The sequence below is a fragment of the Methyloversatilis thermotolerans genome (assembly GCF_000372885.1).
GTDB classification, from domain to species: domain Bacteria; phylum Pseudomonadota; class Gammaproteobacteria; order Burkholderiales; family Rhodocyclaceae; genus Methyloversatilis; species Methyloversatilis thermotolerans.
In genome coordinates, this window is the sequence record NZ_KB889967.1 from 1111880 (window position 1) to 1127737 (window position 15858).

Consider the following 15858-nt stretch of genomic DNA (forward strand, 5'->3'; position numbering starts at 1 on the left):
CGGGGCGTCAGGGACGATTTGAACCGGGTCTAAGGATATTCATGAAGCGGGGCGGGACAGTCGCCCGTCGCTGGCCGGCACCGGCTCGTCCTCACGCGCGCGTCCGGCCAGGAGCACCGGCAGCACCAGCAGCGTGAGCGCGGTCGAGGACAGGATGCCGCCGATCACCACGGTGGCCAGTGGACGCTGCACTTCGGCGCCGGTGCCAGTGGCGATGGCCATGGGCACGAAGCCGAGCGAGGCGACCAGCGCGGTCATGAGCACCGGGCGCAGGCGCTGCAAGGCGCCTTCGCGTATCGCCTCCATCAGCGGCCGGCCCTCATCGATCAGGCCGCGTATGCAGGCGATCATGACCAGACCGTTCAGCACCGCCACGCCGGACAGCGCGATGAAGCCCACCGCGGCGGAAATGGACAGCGGAATGTCGCGCAGCCACAGCGCCAGCACGCCGCCGGTGAGCGCGAACGGAATGCCGGTGAACACCACCAGGCCATCGCGCGCATTGCCGAACATCATGAACAGCAGCAGGAATACCAGACCCAGCGCCGCCGGCACGACGATGCGCAGCCGTCCGGACGCCGATTGCAGGTTTTCGAACTGGCCGCCCCAGGCGGTCCAGTAGCCGGGCGGCAGTGCCAGTTCCGCGGCGATGCGCCGCTGCGCCTCGGCGACGAAGGAGCCAAGGTCGCGATCGCGCACGTTGGCGGTCACCACCACGCGACGCTTGCCGTTCTCGCGGCTCACCTGGTTCGGGCCGGGCTGCAGGTCCAGCGATGCCAGTTCGGACAGCGGCACGAAGCGCGCGCCGTCACCGCCGGTCGATGGCAGCGCGATCGGCAGGCGGGCGAAGGCGTCCAGATCGGTGCGCACCGCGTCGGCGAAGCGCACCACGATGTCGAAGCGGCGGTCGCCCTCGAACACGGTGCCGGCGCCGCGTCCGCCCATCGCGGTGGCGACCGCGTCCTGGATGTCGCCCACGTTCACGCCATAGCGCGCTGCCCGGGCGCGGTCGATGCGCACCGTGAGCACCGGCAGCCCGGTGGTCTGTTCCACCTTGGCCTCGGCCGCGCCGGGCACCGATTGCAGGATGGCGAGGATGCGTCCGGCACTGCGCTCCAGTGCGTCCATGTCGTCGCCGAACACCTTCACCGCCACATCGCTGCGCACGCCGGAAATGAGCTCATTGAAGCGAAGCTGGATGGGCTGCGAGAACTCGTAGGCCTGGCCGGGCAGCGACTCGACCGTTTCGCGCACCGCTGCGATCAGCTCGGCACGGCTGCGCCGCGGCTGCGGCCACTGGTCCACCGGTTTCAGCATCACATAGGCATCGGAAATGTTCGGTGGCATCGGGTCGGACGCCACCTCGGCCGTGCCGGTGCGCGCGAACACGCGTTCGATCTCCGGAAAGCGCGCCTTCAGCGTGGCTTCGATCTGCTGCTGCATGGCCACCGACTGGCTCAGGCTGGTACCGGGAATGCGCAGCGCCTGGATGGCGAAGTCGCCTTCGTTGAGGCTGGGCACGAACTCGCTGCCCAGGCGCGAAGCCAGCACGCCGGCGCCTGCCACCGCCAGTGCGGCGGCCAGCAATACCCCGCCGCGACGGGCGAAGGCCCAGGCCAGCAGGCGGGCGTAACCGCGCCGCGCCGCCGCCATGACACGGCCGTCGCCTTCGTTCACCGGGCGACTCATGCACAGCGCGACCGCCGCCGGCACGAAGGTGATGGACAGGATCATCGCGCCCAGCAGCGCGATCACCACGGTGAAGGCCATCGGGTGGAACATCCTGCCTTCGACGCCGGACAGCGCGAACAGCGGCAGATACACCACCATGATGATGAGCTGGCCGAACAGCAGCGGCCGGCGCGACTCGCGGGCCGCGGCGAACACCTCGTCCAGCCGCTCGCGCAGATCGAGCGGCCGGTTCTCTTCCCGCTGCCGGTGCGCCAGCCGGCGCACGCAGTTCTCGACGATCACCACCGCGCCATCGACGATGATGCCGAAGTCGAGCGCGCCCAGACTCATGAGGTTGGCGCTCACCTTCTGCTGCACCATGCCGGTGAAGGTGAACAGCATGGCCAGCGGGATGACCAGCGCGGTGATCAGCGCGGCGCGGATGTTGCCGAGAAAGACGAAGAGCACCACGATCACCAGCACCGCGCCCTCGAGCAGGTTCTTCTTCACGGTGGCGATGGCCTTGTCGACCAGCACGGTGCGGTCATACACGGTGATCGCACGCACGCCGGGCGGCAGACTGCGGTTGATGTCCTCCATGCGCTTCGCCACCGCCTGCGCGACGCTGCGGCTGTTTTCGCCGATCAGCATGAATACCGTGCCCAGTACCACCTCGCGCCCGTTGTCGGTGGCCGCGCCGGTACGCAGTTCGCGCCCGAAGCCCACCGCGGCCACGTCGCGGATGCGCACCGGCACGCTATCGACCGTGGTCAGCACGATGTCGCCCAGTTCTTCCAGCGAGCCGATCTGGCCGGGCGCGCGGACGAGGTACTGCTCGCCATGGCGCTCGATGTAGCCCGCGCCGACGCTGGCATTGTTGCGCTCCAGCGCATCGATCACCGCATCGAGCGTGAGCCCGTGCGCGCGCAGGCGGTCCGGGTCCGGCGCCACCTGGTATTCGCGCGCGTAGCCGCCGATGGTGTTGATTTCGGTCACGCCGGGCACGGTGCGCAGTTGCGGCTTGATGATCCAGTCCTGGATCTCGCGCAGATCCATCGCCGTCCATTCGCTGCCATCCGGCTTGCGCGCGCCCTCCTCCGCTTCCACCGTCCACAGGAAGATTTCGCCCAGCCCGGTGGAGATCGGCCCCATCTGCGGGCTGATGCCCGCCGGCAGCCGGTCGCGCGCGTCCTGCAGCCGCTCCAGCACGCGCTGGCGCGCGAAGTAGATGTCGGTGCCCTCCTTGAACACCACCGTCACCTGCGACAGACCGTAGCGCGACAGCGAACGGGTCTGTTCGATGCCGGGCAGACCGGCCATCGCTGTCTCGATCGGCCAGCTCACGCGCTGTTCGACTTCCAGCGGCGAGTAGCCGGCCGCCTCGGTGTTGATCTGCACCTGCACATTGGTGATGTCGGGCACGGCGTCGATGGGCAGGCGCTGGAGGCTGTAGAGGCCGAGCAGTGCCATGCCCAGCACCAGCAGCAGCACCAGATGCCGCCGCTCGATGCTGAAGCGGATCAGATGTTCGAACATGTCAGTGCCTCCGCTCAGTGCACGTGCTCGGCGGCGGCCTTGCCGAGTTCCGCCTTCAGCACGAAGCTGTTGCCGCGTGCATAGCGCTCGCCCGGCGCCAGTCCGGCCCGCACTTCGACCTGTCCATCGCCGCGCCGGCCAAGCAGCACCGGACGGGCAACGAAACCGTCGGCGGTGCGCACGAACACCACGTCCTTGCCGTCGACGTTCTGCACCGCCGCCTCATCGACGGCCAGCGCGACCTCGCTGCGTCCGGCCTCGAACACCGCGCTGACGAACAGGCCGGGCCGCCAGGCCCGGTCCGGATTCGGCAGCACCACGCGCGCGAGCGCGGCCCGCGTCTGCTCGCCCAGCAAGGCCCCGACATGCGCGACCGTGCCGTGCGCCACCCGTCCCGAAGACACGGACCGCACGCTCACGCGGCTGCCCGCGCGCACGCGCTCCAGTTCGCGCGCGGGCACGCTGACATCGACCCACACGGTGGCGAGGTCGGACACCGTGAACACCTGGGTGTCCTCGCGCACCGCCTCACCGATGGACAGATGCTTCTCGATCACCTGCCCGTCGAAAGGCGCGCGCAGCACATAGCGGTTCAGCGCGCCGCCTTCGGCCACGGCCTGCGCGCCCAGCGCGGACAGCTTGCCGCGCACGCTGGCCACCGCGATTTCCGCTTCTTTCAGCGCCTGCTGTGCCTGCAGATAATCCAGTTCGGGCGACACCTTCTGCTGCCACAGCGCCCGTTCGCGTTCGTGCGTGACGCGCGCCAGTTCCAGCCTCTTCTGCGCCGCGAGCAGTTCGCTGCGCTGTTCGGCCAGCACCGTGCTGGCGAGGATGGCAAGCACCTGGCCCTTGCGCACGTCGGCGCCGAGGTCCGCGTTCACCTGCTCGACCACGCCGGGCACGCGCGGCACGACGTGGGCGGTACGGTCGGCGTCCAGCCGGATCTCGCCGGGCAGTTCGATGGACGACACCATCGTGGCCGGCCCCGCTTCGCCCAGGGTGATGCCGACCTGTTCGATGCGGTCGGCGCCGAGCGCGATGACGCCGGGCGCCGGCTCGGCATGGGCGCTGTGCGGGCTCGCCGCAGCGGGCGCGGTGCCGTGCGCCGGGTGCGCGTCGCCCCCGGCACCCGGGCCGTGGCCGGCCGACGGCATGAGGGCGAGCACGGTCAATACGGCAGCGACTGCGGTCACCGCGACGGCGCAGGTGACGGCGGACAAGGGTCGCTGGCGGATCAGCGACGACAGTCGGTAAGCGGACATGATGATTCACCCATCAGATCTGTTTCGCGTCGACCACCGCCAGGATGGCGGCCAGCGCGTCATGCATTTCGGAAAGCGCCTGCAGGTACTGCGTGCGCGCCAGGAAGAGGGTGCGCTGGGCGTCGAGCACCTCGAGGAAGCTGAACTTGCCCAGTTCGAAGCCGGTCACCGCGGCTCGGTAGGCGCTGTCGGCGCCCGGCAGGACCTCGGCGTCGAGCAGGCGGACGCGTTCGCGCGCGGTGGTTGCGCGTTCCCAGGCGCCGATGAGCTGGCCGGCAAGCTGCAGCCGTCTTGCCGCCAGTTCGTCGCGCGCCTGGTCGGCGCGCTGCAGCGCCTCGTACAGGGCACCCTGGTTGCGGTCATTGATGGCGAGTGGAATCGAAACGCCGAACAGCACCTGGTTCAGACCCAGCTCCTCGTTGCGGCGTGCGCCGACGCTGAGCGTCACATCCTGCACACTGCGGCTGCGCTCGACTTCCACCACGGCCCGCCGTCGTTCCACCTCGGAGCGCGCGCCGGCCATCGCCGGCGCGTCATCGAGCGCGGCAAGTACGCGCTCAAGCGCGGGCAGTTCGGTGTCATGCCCGACCGGGCCTTCGGCGCGCTCGAACCTCGGTCCGGCATTGCCCCACAGTGCGGACAGCCGGATGCGCGCGACGCGCAGCGCGCTGTCCGCCGCCACCCGCTCGCTGCGGACCGACGCTTCGGCCAGCTTCGCACGCGTTTCCTCGACCGGGGACACCTTGCCCGCCCGCACTCTGCGCGCGGCCGCCGCGCTCGCCTGCTGCGCGAGGGCGAGCGAGTCGCGCGCGATGCGCTGGCTTTCCTGCGCCGCCAGCAGCGCGTGAAAGGCGCTGTACACGGCGGCGACGGTCGCGCGCCTGCGCGCCTGCAGATCGTGCCGCGCCACCGCTCCGGCCAGATCCGCGGCCGCCATGCGCGCTTCGCGCTTGCCGCCCCGCTCGATGCGCTGCGACAGCTCCAGCGTGGTGCTGCGGCTGCGGTCGCGCACATCCTCCACCTGCACGCCCAGCTCCGGGTTCGGGCGCAGCGCGCTCTGGATGCGCGCGCCCTCGCGCGCCTGCACCTCGCGCACGGCCACGCCCAGTTCGGGATTGGCCGCCAGCGCGTAGTCGATGGCCCGCTGCAGTGTCAGCGGCGCCGACGGCTCGACGAAAGCGGCATCGTTTTCGCCGCCCGATGGCGCCCGCGCGAGCGCGCCGGCTTCGGGCATCGCCGTCTGCGCCGGGGCGTCGACCGCCCCTGCGCAGGCGAGCGCCCACACAATGAGTATTCGATACATGAAATCCGCTCCAGGGTTCGACCAGAAAACCCGGCGCGCACCGTGCCAGCCGGAGGGGCGCGGGGCGTCGGGCGTCAACCCGTGCTGGCCCGCCCCGTGCGGCGCGCGCACCGACGGATGTCGATGCGGACGGACTCAGCTCGGAAGCGGGTACAGCCGGGAGGTGTCCCGGTGTGTGGGCGGCCGGTCGAGGCGCGGAGGAAAGAAGGAGCGGAAGTCGGTGCGATCGGCCGATGCGACGCGTTCCCGCGTCAGCGCCGGCGACCAGGTCGACGCGGCCATCAGATGGCCGGGGATGTGCGAGAACTGGTGCGCAGCGCAGCCGTGATGATGCGACTCATCGTCCGCGGTGCCGGCGCAAGGCGGCGCAGGGGACGCCTCATGGCCGTGGGCGTCGAGCGCTGCATGCAGCCCATGTCCTTCGAGCTGCTCGGCCACCATTTCCCAGCCGAAATGCGGACTGAGCAGGGTGACCAGCAGCACTGCGGCAAGCAGTGAGGACAGGATGGGAGGCAGACGGCGCATGCCCGTCCTTATACCACTGCCCCATTGCGCATGGAACCCGTTGCCCGTATCGATGACGCATTCCCGGGGCGAGGGGAACTCGTCATCGCGCGGACTGTCGTCCCACAGCGCACGGCCACGCGCGATGCCCAGGACATCGCGATCCGGCGCGAGCACCGCTGCCGGCCGGTGCCGTCAGCGAAGTCTGATCTAATGCGAAGAACGTCATGCATGCGTCGTTCGCACTTCGTCCGCGTCGTGTGCAGCCGTTGGTCTCCCGGTTGCGCCCCAAGGACGGATGCGGACGATCCACATCCGTCCATCCTTCGCGACGCAGCGCCCGCCTCACGCATCACCCGGCACCCGGGCCTTCATCGGACGGGATGTTTCATACACAACAAGAACCCGCACACATGCCGCACGACATCAACCTCATCGCCACCATTGCCGCAGGCTTCGGGCTCGCCATGGTGTTCGGCCTGATCGCCACCCGCCTCGGCCTGCCGCCCCTGGTGGGCTATCTGCTCGCCGGCATCGCGGTGAGTCCGAGCACCCCCGGTTTCGTTGCCGATGTGAGCCTCGCCGGGCAACTCGCCGAGATCGGCGTCATGCTGCTCATGTTCGGCGTCGGCCTGCACTTCTCGCTGGCCGACCTGATGGCGGTCAAGCGCATCGCGATACCGGGCGCCATCGTGCAGATCGTGGTCGCCACGCTGCTCGGTGCGGGGGTGGCGATGTTCTGGGGCTGGGATGCCGGCGCGGCCGTCGTGTTCGGGCTTTGCCTGTCGGTCGCCAGTACCGTGGTGCTGCTGCGTGCGCTCGAGGCGCGCGGCGTGCTGAAGTCCATCAATGGCCAGATCGCGGTCGGCTGGCTGGTGGTGGAAGATCTGGTGATGGTGCTCGTGCTGGTCTTGCTGCCGGCTCTTTCCGGCGTGCTGGCCGCCGATCCCGGGGCCGTGCATTCCCATGCCGGCGGACTGTGGTCTGCCATGGGCATCACGCTGGCGAAGGTGGTGGCCTTCATCGTGCTGATGCTGGTGGTGGGACGGCGCGTACTGCCACGCATGCTTTGGTGGGTGGCACGTACCGGATCGCAGGAGCTGTTCACGCTCAGCGTCGTGGCCATCGCGGTGGGCGTGGCGTTCGGCGCGGCCGCGCTGTTCGACGTGTCGTTCGCGCTGGGCGCCTTCTTCGCCGGCATGATGATGCGCGAATCCGAATTCAGCCATCGCGCGGCCGATGAGTCGCTGCCCTTGCGCGACGCCTTCGCGGTGCTGTTCTTCGTGTCGGTCGGCATGCTGTTCGACCCGACCGTGATCTGGACCGAGCCGGTCAAGCTGCTCGCGGTGGTGGCCATCATCATGCTGGGCAAGACGCTGGCCGCCGTATTGCTGGTGCTCGCCTTCCGCTATCCGCTGAACACCGCACTCACGGTGGGCGCCAGCCTGGCCCAGATCGGCGAGTTCTCCTTCATCCTGGCCGGTCTGGGCGTGGGCCTGGGACTGCTCCCGCCCGAAGGACAGAGCCTGGTGCTGGCCGGCGCGCTGATTTCCATTGCCGCCAATGCCGCACTGTTCTCGCTGGTCGAGCCGGCACGCAACTGGATCATCGAGCGCTCGGCACTGGCGCGCGAACTCGAGTATCGCAGCGACCCGCTGGCCGAACTGCCGCAGAACACCGACCAGAGCACGCTGAACAGACAGGTCGTGCTGGTGGGCTATGGCCGGGTCGGCCGACGCATCGCCGATTCATTGAGCGAACACAAGATTCCATTCGTGGTTGCCGAACAGAATCGCGAGCGGGTGGACCAGCTCCGGCGAGAGGGCATCGCCGCGGTATTCGGCGATGCGCAGACGCCCGAGGTGCTGATCCAGGCGCACATCGCGCAGGCCGCGCTGCTGGTGATCGCCATCCCGGAAACGGTCAATCTGCGGACGATGATCGATATCGCACGCACCCTCAATCCGCAGATTGAAGTCGTGCTGCGCACGCACAACGAGGAAGAAGCCGAGCTGTTGAGGCGTGAAGGTCTGGGCACGGTGTTCCTGGGCGAACACGAACTGGCGCGCGGCATGGCGGATCACGTCGCGCGCCACTTCGCAAAGGCGACAAGCGGTAACGGCAGTTAGGAGGTTTCAGGCGATGGGCAGCGCACCCGGTGCACGGATGATCGACAACCCGGCATGGCATGCGATGTCCGCAGATGCGGCTGCAGCCGCACTTGCTGTGCAGCCCTCGCGAGGACTCGCGAATGCCGAAGCCGCCGCTCGCCTCACCCTGCATGGCCCGAACAGCCTGCGCTCGGCCACCCGGAAACCCGTGTGGCTGCGTTTCCTGCTGCAGTTTCACAATCCGCTCATCTACGTGCTGTTGCTGGCCGGCATCGTGACGGTCGCGCTCGGCCATGAGGTCGATTCTGCAGTCATCTTCGGCGTTGTGCTCATCAATGCGCTGATCGGCCACATGCAGGAAGGCAAGGCGGAGCGAGCGCTCGATGCGGTACGCGGCATGCTGGCCGCGCGCGCGACCGTACTGCGTGACGGTGAGCGACACCAGATCGACGCGGCAACGCTGGTTCCGGGCGACGTTGTGCTGCTTGAATCCGGCGACAAGGTGCCCGCCGATCTGCGCCTGCTGCGCAGCAAGAATCTGCGGCTGGTCGAAGCGGCACTGACCGGCGAATCGGCCCCTGTGGACAAGGACGTCGCTGCGGTGGCCCCGTCGGCGGCCGTGGCCGACCGCCGCTGCATGTGCCATGCCGGCACGCTGGTCGCGAGTGGTCAGGCGCACGGCCTCGTGGTGGCCACCGGTACGCACACCGAGATCGGGCGCATCGGGGAGCTGGTGGGTGAAGTGGATGTGCTGGCGACTCCGCTGACCCGGCGCCTGGACCAGTTCGCGCGCCAGATCACCGCGGTCATCCTGGTGGTGGCGCTGCTCACCATGGCATACGGGTACTTCGTTGCACGCATGCCGCTGATGGAACTCTTCCTCGCCGTGGTCGGACTGGCGGTCGCCGCCATTCCCGAAGGCATGCCGGCCGTGGTGACCATAGTCCTGGCCATGGGCACGCGCAGGATGGCGCAGCGCAAGGCCATCGTGCGCCGCTTGCCGGCGGTCGAATCGCTGGGATCAGTCACTGTCATCTGCAGTGACAAGACCGGCACGCTCACGCGAAACGAAATGACAGCCGTGCGGCTGACTCTGGCTGATCGCGAATTTGAGGTCAGTGGCAGCGGATACGCCCCGGAAGGCGGCTTTCACCGGCAGGACAAACCGGTCGTTGCGAGCGAGGACGAGGCCATCCTGAGCGCGCTGCGCTGTGCGCTGCTGTGCAACGACGCGCGGCTGCATGCGCAGGACGATGGCGGCTGGGAGCTGGCCGGCGATCCGACCGAAGGCGCGCTGGTGGCATTGGCCATGAAGGCGGGAATCGAACCGCAATCGTGCGCGGCGCAATGGCCTCGCGTGGATGCCCTGCCCTTCGAATCGGAACGGCAGTACATGGCCACGCTGCATCACGACCACGCCGGACGCGCCTGCGTCTTCCTGAAAGGCTCGCCGGAACGCGTGCTGGCACTGTGCGCGACGCAGGCCGGCGGCGCACCGGTGGACCTTTCATACTGGAGCGAAGCCGTCACGCGTGCGGCGGGTTCCGGGCAGCGCGTGCTGGCGCTGGCGCAGGCGGATTTTGAAACCGGCCGCACGCATCTCGACCTGCAGGACATGCGTCGCCGTTTCGAACTGCTGGCTCTGGTCGGCATCATCGATCCGCCGCGCGAGGAGGCGGTGACTGCCATACGTCAGTGTCACCAGGCAGGCATAAGGGTGAAGATGATCACCGGCGATCATGCCGTCACCGCCATGGCGATCGCGAAACAGCTTGGCCTGCAGGCCGATCGCGCGCTGACCGGCGAACAGCTCGACCGGCTGGACGCAAACGCGTTGCGGCGGCAGGCGCTGGATATCGACGTCATCGCCCGGGCGAGTCCGGAGCACAAGCTCAGGCTGATCGCCGCCCTGCAGGCGGAGGGTCAGCAGGTAGCGATGACCGGCGATGGCGTCAACGACGCCCCCGCCCTGAAGCTCGCCGACATCGGCGTGGCCATGGGTAACAAGGGGACCGATGCAGCGCGCGAAGCATCCGATCTGGTGCTGACCGACGACAACTTCGCGACCATCGCCAGCGCGGTGCACGAAGGGCGCGTGGTGTTCGACAACATAAAGAAGTCGCTCATGTACATGCTGCCCACCAATGGCGGCGAAGCGGGCGTCATCCTGCTGGCCATCTTCGCCGGACTGCCGCTGCCGGTCACCGCCGGGCAGATACTGTGGGTGAATACCATCACCTCGGTCACACTGGCGCTGTCGCTCGCCTTCGAACCGGCCGAGCGCAGCGTGATGCGCCATCCTCCTCGCCCACCGGGAGAACCGCTGATCACCCGTGCATTGGCGCTGCGCATCCTCTTCGTGATCGGATTGATGGTAGTCACCACCTTCGGCGTTTTCCATTGGGAGCTTGCGCGCGGCAGCAGCCTGGAAGTGGCGCGCACCGCCGCGGTAAACATGATCGTGGTCGCCGAGCTGTTCTATCTGTTCAACGTGCGCCACTTCACCGCGCATGCCTTCCGTCCGGAAACAGTTGCCGGAAACCGCGCGGCCCTCGTCGTGTGCGTAGTGCTGATCGGTCTGCAGCTTGCTTTCACCTACTCGCTGCCGATGCAGCAGCTCTTCCACAGCCGCGGACTGGACCTGAATTCCTGGCTGATCATCCTCAGCCTGGGGCTGCTCGTGTTCCTGGCTGTCGAGTTCGAGAAAGCCGTCCTGCGCAGACTGGCCATCCATAGACTTTAGGGTGCGGCCATCCGGCTCATGCCTCTTGCGCGAGGCCGGGGCCAACCTCGTCGGGAGACATCCATGTCGAAACTCCATCACATCATCGCCGCCACCGATCTGTCGCCCGCTTCGCTTCAGGCCGTGGATCGCGGCTTCGATCTGGCATCGCGGGCGGATGCGCGCTACACGCTGATCCACGCGCTCGGGCTCGATGCCCTGGGTCCGCTGCGCAACCTGCTGGGCGATGACGCGGAAATCGTTGCCGCCAAAGCGCTGCAGCGTCAGTACGAGGCAATGGCCGCGATCGCCGGCGATGCTGCGCGCAATCGGGGGGTGATCGCGGAACTCAAGGTCGAGGCGGGACTTGCGCAGTTCTTCGTGCCGGCGTTCGCCGCGTCGGTCGCCGCCGATCTGGTCATCGTCGGCGCACACGGCGAAGGCGCCCTGCGCCGGCTTCTGCTCGGTTCGACCGCATCCCACCTGTTGCGCAGAAGTACGTGCCCGGTATTGATCGTGAAGACGCCGTGCTCCTCACACTACACGCGCGCACTGGTCGCAGTGGATTTTTCGCCGGCGTCGCTGGCCGCGATCCGCATGGCACGCAAGATCGCATGCCGGGCGGATCTGCTGCTGCATCACACCTTTGACGTGCCGTTCGAAGGCATGCTGCAGTATGCCGGCGTGTCGCAGGAGGTGATCCACGGATACCGCGCCGAAGCCCGCGAGCGCGCTCTGCACAGGCTGCACGGGCTTGCCGCGGAAGCCGGACTCGATCGCAGTCACTACACGGTCATGGTGGAACACGGGGATGCCGCCCGTCACATCGCCGACGCGCAACGCAGGCATGGCTGCGATCTGCTTGCGATGGGCAAGCACGGTACTCATGTGACCGAGGAACTGCTGATCGGCAGTGTGACCCGGCACGTGCTGGCCGAATGCGATGTCGACACGCTGGTGGTGGTCGATCCGCGTCCGGCGGCGCTACTTCCCGCTGGAGCGGAGGAGGAATTCGTCTGAGTGCCGGACCGGCGCGACCCAGGTGCCGAGGGTTTGAGCTGGATCATGCCGCGCGTCGGAGCGAAAGCCATACTGGAGCCCATTGCTCGACTCCTCCTTGTCCTATTGGGTAGGACATTCACGCCGACTTCGTGTCGGCGTCCTTTTTTGTCGCGCCTTCGTCGATCAGTTCGAGAAACACGTCCGGCAGCATGCAGGTCTGCAGGCTGCGCTGTGCGAACAGGAAGCGGCCGTCGCAGACGAATCCCAGCTCCGACCAGTCGACCGCGTCATTGAGCAGGTCGGTCGCCCGGTGCACATCGCGCACCTGCGGACGCAGGAACAGCGCGAGAACCGAGCCGTCGTAATTGCGGCACGGATGCAGGAAGAACGGACGCGGCTTGCGGGTCTTGCTGTTCACATAGATGCGCGGCGCGTCCGAGCGATGGTGCATGCGCCCCCAGCGCCACCAGTTGCTCTCATCGAAATCACGTACGCGGCGCGCCAGCAGGCGGGGCTTGTGCCGTTCCAGCCAGTCGTTGCGCACGTCGAAAAAGGCGCGCCGGGTGGCGCCGGTATCCAGCGTGGTGGAACAGACGAATTCCATATTGCCATCGGGATGCACGAAAACGTCGTCAGCCCCGGAAACCGCACCCACCCTGACATCGAACAGCGAGGCGAGCGGCACCGAGTAGTCACGGTGCAGGAACATGAGCTGGCCACGCTCGCAATGCAGGCGGCGCCCGTCGCTGAGCGCACGGTCGCGGCGGCCCTTTTCGAAGCGGAAGATGGCGCAGTTCGGGACATAGGGCCCGAACACGCGGCTGTCGCCGGTTTCGATGAAATCGGTGATGCTGCCCTGGTCGAACAGCCACTGGTTCAGCCGGCGTGCGGCGGTGAGCTTGATGAAGTCGCGCGGAACGATGAAAATCAGTTCTCCACCCGGTTTCAGATGACGCACGCACTTTTCGATGAAGAAAAGATAGAGGTTGCTCCGGCGGTCGAACAGATCGCTGTCGAGCAACTGTTTCGTTGCGGGCAGGATGTCCTGGTAGCGCACATAGGGCGGATTGCCGATCACGGTGTCGAACTGCTCGCTGACCGGGTAGGCGAAGAAATCCATCACGCGGGCGCCATCCGGCGCCACCGCCGGATCGATTTCGATGGCGGTGCATCCCGGCAGATGATGCGCAAACGCGCCATCGCCGGCCGAAGGTTCGAGCACGCGGCCGGCGTTCCTGCGCAGTGCGAGCATGGTCTGCACCACGTCGTCGCGCGTGAACACCTGGCCCAGGCGTTCCACCCGGTGAGTCCTGTCATCCATCGCGCGATTGTCCCATGTGCGGCCGCTACATGTGCGCCCGCCGCGCATCGGCTACCATCTGCGCCCCGCCCTTCGCTGCCCAGGCCGATGCTGCATCCCGTTTCAGAACCTTACGACAAGGGCTGGCTTGACGTCGGCCAGGGCCATCGCATCCGCTACGAACAGAGCGGCCGCCGCGACGGCATTCCGGCGCTGTATCTTCACGGCGGCCCGGGATCCGGCTGTTCGCCGCGCCAGCGCGCCCTGTTCAACCCCGCGCTCTACCGCGTGGTGATGTTCGACCAGCGCGGTTGCGGACTGAGCACGCCGGCGGGCGAAACACGTCATAACCATACTGATGCGCTGATATCGGATATCGAAACCCTGCGCGCGCATCTGAACATCGACCGCTGGCTGGTGTTTGGCGGTTCCTGGGGCGCGACGCTTGCCGCGCTGTATGCCGCCCGCCACGCGGGCGCCTGCAGCGGTGTGCTGATGCGCGGGCTTTTCCTGGCCGGACGGGCGGATATCGAGTGGTTCTTCCACGGTGCGGCGGCGCTTGCGCCGGTGGCGCACGAACGCTTCCTGCAATCCTTGCCCGCGCGTTGGCGTCGTCGTGTGGTCGAGGCACTGGCACGCACGTTCGCCTCCGGCGACCGGCAGCGCATCGAAACCGCTACGCAGGCATGGCGGGACTGGGAGCATGCGCTGGGCACCTGGCCGGCGCACGACACATTGCCGGCACCGACCGGCGACGAACTGGCCGCGCTCGGCAACCGTTACCGCATCCAGTCGCACTACCTGCAGCATCGCTGTTTCACGTCGGAAGCGAAGGTGCTGGATGCGATCGCGCGGCTGCGCGGACTGCCGGTCGCTTTCGTCCATGGCACGCGCGACATGGTGTGCCGGCCGCAGAACGCCTGGCGGGCGCACCGCACGCTGAGCGGCAGCGCGCTCTTCTGGGCCCACGACGCGGGGCACGATCCCTACCAACCCGCCAGCCTGGCGGCAATCGACGCCGCGCTGAGCGCCTTCGCGCGGGACGGCGTGTTTCCCGCTGCGTCCGGGATGGAGTAGACATCGATGAGCCTCCGACTCAAGCTCAATCTGCTGATCGCACTGCTCATCCTCACCTTCACCAGCACCATGATGATGCTGGAAATGATGGGTACGCGACGCGCGGTCACCGAGGAGATCGAGGCGGCCAATCGCGTGGCGACGCAACTGCTGTCGCGCGTGGCCATCGTGTACGCCAATACCGGTTCGCCGGCCCTGGTGGATTTCCTGCACCGGCTCGGGCGGGTGCGCGCCACTGAAATTTCGCTGGTGGATGCGCGCGGCGGCATGATCTACACCTCGCCGCCATCGCCCTACAAGGCGGGGCGGGATGCTCCGGACTGGTACGCGGACGCCATCATGCCTTCGCGGCCGCAGCAGGAAATCACGCTGACCGATGGCGCCCGGCTGGTGATCAGCGCCGACGCCTCGCGTGCCATCCTTGATGGCTGGGACGAAGCGATGCAGTTGCTGATCGCCGGATCGATCGCGCTGGTGATCGGCAACGGTCTGGTGTTCTGGCTGGTGAGCCGCGAAATCCGGCCTTTCAGCACGATAGTCCGCGGCCTGGAGCAGATGCGCGCGGGTGACTACCACACGCGGCTGCCGACCCTGCCCGGCGCGGAGGCCGGCACCATGGCGCTGGCCTTCAACCGCATGGCGCAAGCGATCGAGGAAAACATGAATGCGCGGCAGGAGGCACTTGAAGCACGCAGCAATCTGGAAGAGAACCGCGAACTGACGCAGTTCATCCAGAGCCGCCTGGAAGAGGAAAGGCGCGACATCGCGCGCGAACTGCATGACGAAATGGGCCAGGCGGTGACCGCGATCAAGAGCATGGGGCTGTCGATCGCGCGACGCGACGCGCAGTGCGATCCGCGCAGCGCGGAGGCGGCGCAGCTCATCGTCGATACGGCCAATCATCTGTACGACGTCATGCACAGCATTATCCCGCGGCTGCGGCCGCTGGCGCTGGACAATCTGGGCCTGCAGGATGCACTGGAGGATCTGGTGTCGGAATGGCGGCGGCATCATCCTGACATCCAGTTCGAGCTGTGGCTGCACGGGCTGCCCGAGTCGCCCGGAGACTCGTTCAAGCTGGCCGCCTATCGCATCGTGCAGGAGGCGGTGACCAATGCGCTGAAGCACGCGCACGCCGGATCGATCCGCATTTCGCTGACCGGCAACGAACGTACGCTGGCGATCGCGGTCGAGGACGATGGACGCGGACTGGAAGACGGCTGGTCCGCCAAGCGCGGCCATCATGGTGTGCGTGGCATGCGCGAGCGTGCGCAGGCGCTGGGCGGCGAACTGGAACTTTATCCGCGCGACGGCGGCGGCACGCGTGTGTGTGCCCGACTGCCGCTGGACTGAAAAGAACGGGAGGAGGA

Annotated in this window: 10 protein-coding genes; 5 read left to right on the top strand and 5 right to left on the bottom strand. The window is 67.6% G+C overall.

Going from position 1 to position 15858, the window contains the following annotated elements; translation table 11 throughout:
- Window positions 1-39: 39 nt before the first annotated feature.
- The 4 genes from A3Q7_RS0104595 to A3Q7_RS0104610 form a co-directional block, all read right to left on the bottom strand.
- The gene (locus A3Q7_RS0104595; protein WP_018410680.1) at window positions 40-3207 is read right to left on the bottom strand and encodes an efflux RND transporter permease subunit; all 3168 of its coding nucleotides are present in this window, start codon (window positions 3205-3207) and stop codon (window positions 40-42) included.
- A gap of 14 nt (window positions 3208-3221) precedes the next feature.
- Window positions 3222-4469 (bottom strand): efflux RND transporter periplasmic adaptor subunit, encoded by a 1248-nt coding sequence (locus A3Q7_RS0104600; protein ID WP_018410681.1) that lies wholly within the window; start codon window positions 4467-4469, stop codon window positions 3222-3224.
- Window positions 4470-4482: 13 nt separating this feature from the next.
- Window positions 4483-5772, bottom strand: coding sequence for a TolC family protein (locus A3Q7_RS0104605; protein ID WP_018410682.1), 1290 nt, complete (start codon window positions 5770-5772; stop codon window positions 4483-4485).
- A 135-nt stretch (window positions 5773-5907) separates the two neighbouring features.
- Entirely contained in the window at window positions 5908-6453 is a 546-nt protein-coding gene (locus A3Q7_RS0104610; RefSeq protein WP_018410683.1) for a hypothetical protein, read from the bottom strand.
- 236 nt (window positions 6454-6689) lie between these two features.
- On the opposite strand from A3Q7_RS0104610, the gene ybaL reads away from it, so the two are divergent.
- From ybaL to A3Q7_RS0104625, 3 genes are all read left to right on the top strand, one after another.
- A complete protein-coding gene (gene ybaL / locus A3Q7_RS0104615) occupies window positions 6690-8405 on the top strand; it encodes a YbaL family putative K(+) efflux transporter (RefSeq protein WP_018410684.1) in 1716 nt (571 codons plus the stop codon).
- 37 nt (window positions 8406-8442) lie between these two features.
- A complete protein-coding gene (locus A3Q7_RS0104620; protein WP_018410685.1) occupies window positions 8443-11130 on the top strand; it encodes an HAD-IC family P-type ATPase in 2688 nt (895 codons plus the stop codon).
- Window positions 11131-11193: 63 nt separating this feature from the next.
- Window positions 11194-12129, top strand: coding sequence for a universal stress protein (locus A3Q7_RS0104625; protein ID WP_018410686.1), 936 nt, complete (start codon window positions 11194-11196; stop codon window positions 12127-12129).
- A 118-nt stretch (window positions 12130-12247) separates the two neighbouring features.
- Here the strand turns inward: A3Q7_RS0104625 and A3Q7_RS0104630 are convergent, their stop codons facing one another.
- Window positions 12248-13432, bottom strand: coding sequence for an Eco57I restriction-modification methylase domain-containing protein (locus A3Q7_RS0104630; RefSeq protein ID WP_040570669.1), 1185 nt, complete (start codon window positions 13430-13432; stop codon window positions 12248-12250).
- Between the two features lie 87 nt (window positions 13433-13519).
- On the opposite strand from A3Q7_RS0104630, the gene pip reads away from it, so the two are divergent.
- Window positions 13520-14488 (top strand): prolyl aminopeptidase, encoded by a 969-nt coding sequence (gene pip / locus A3Q7_RS0104635; protein ID WP_018410688.1) that lies wholly within the window; start codon window positions 13520-13522, stop codon window positions 14486-14488.
- Window positions 14489-14494: 6 nt separating this feature from the next.
- Window positions 14495-15841, top strand: a complete 1347-nt coding sequence (locus tag A3Q7_RS0104640; protein WP_018410689.1) for an ATP-binding protein — start codon at window positions 14495-14497, stop codon at window positions 15839-15841.
- The last annotated feature ends 17 nt before the right edge of the window (window positions 15842-15858 follow it).

What these genes read in the sequence shown, in the direction of transcription:
- A3Q7_RS0104595 (WP_018410680.1), bottom strand. Translation starts at nt 3,207, where the DNA reads ATGTTCGAACATCTGATCCGCTTCAGCATCGAGCGGCGGCATCTGGTG.
- A3Q7_RS0104600 (WP_018410681.1), bottom strand. Translation starts at nt 4,469, where the DNA reads ATGTCCGCTTACCGACTGTCGTCGCTGATCCGCCAGCGACCCTTGTCC.
- A3Q7_RS0104605 (WP_018410682.1), bottom strand. Translation starts at nt 5,772, where the DNA reads ATGTATCGAATACTCATTGTGTGGGCGCTCGCCTGCGCAGGGGCGGTC.
- ybaL (WP_018410684.1), top strand. Translation starts at nt 6,690, where the DNA reads ATGCCGCACGACATCAACCTCATCGCCACCATTGCCGCAGGCTTCGGG.
- A3Q7_RS0104620 (WP_018410685.1), top strand. Translation starts at nt 8,443, where the DNA reads ATGATCGACAACCCGGCATGGCATGCGATGTCCGCAGATGCGGCTGCA.
- A3Q7_RS0104625 (WP_018410686.1), top strand. Translation starts at nt 11,194, where the DNA reads ATGTCGAAACTCCATCACATCATCGCCGCCACCGATCTGTCGCCCGCT.
- A3Q7_RS0104630 (WP_040570669.1), bottom strand. Translation starts at nt 13,432, where the DNA reads ATGGATGACAGGACTCACCGGGTGGAACGCCTGGGCCAGGTGTTCACG.
- pip (WP_018410688.1), top strand. Translation starts at nt 13,520, where the DNA reads ATGCTGCATCCCGTTTCAGAACCTTACGACAAGGGCTGGCTTGACGTC.
- A3Q7_RS0104640 (WP_018410689.1), top strand. Translation starts at nt 14,495, where the DNA reads ATGAGCCTCCGACTCAAGCTCAATCTGCTGATCGCACTGCTCATCCTC.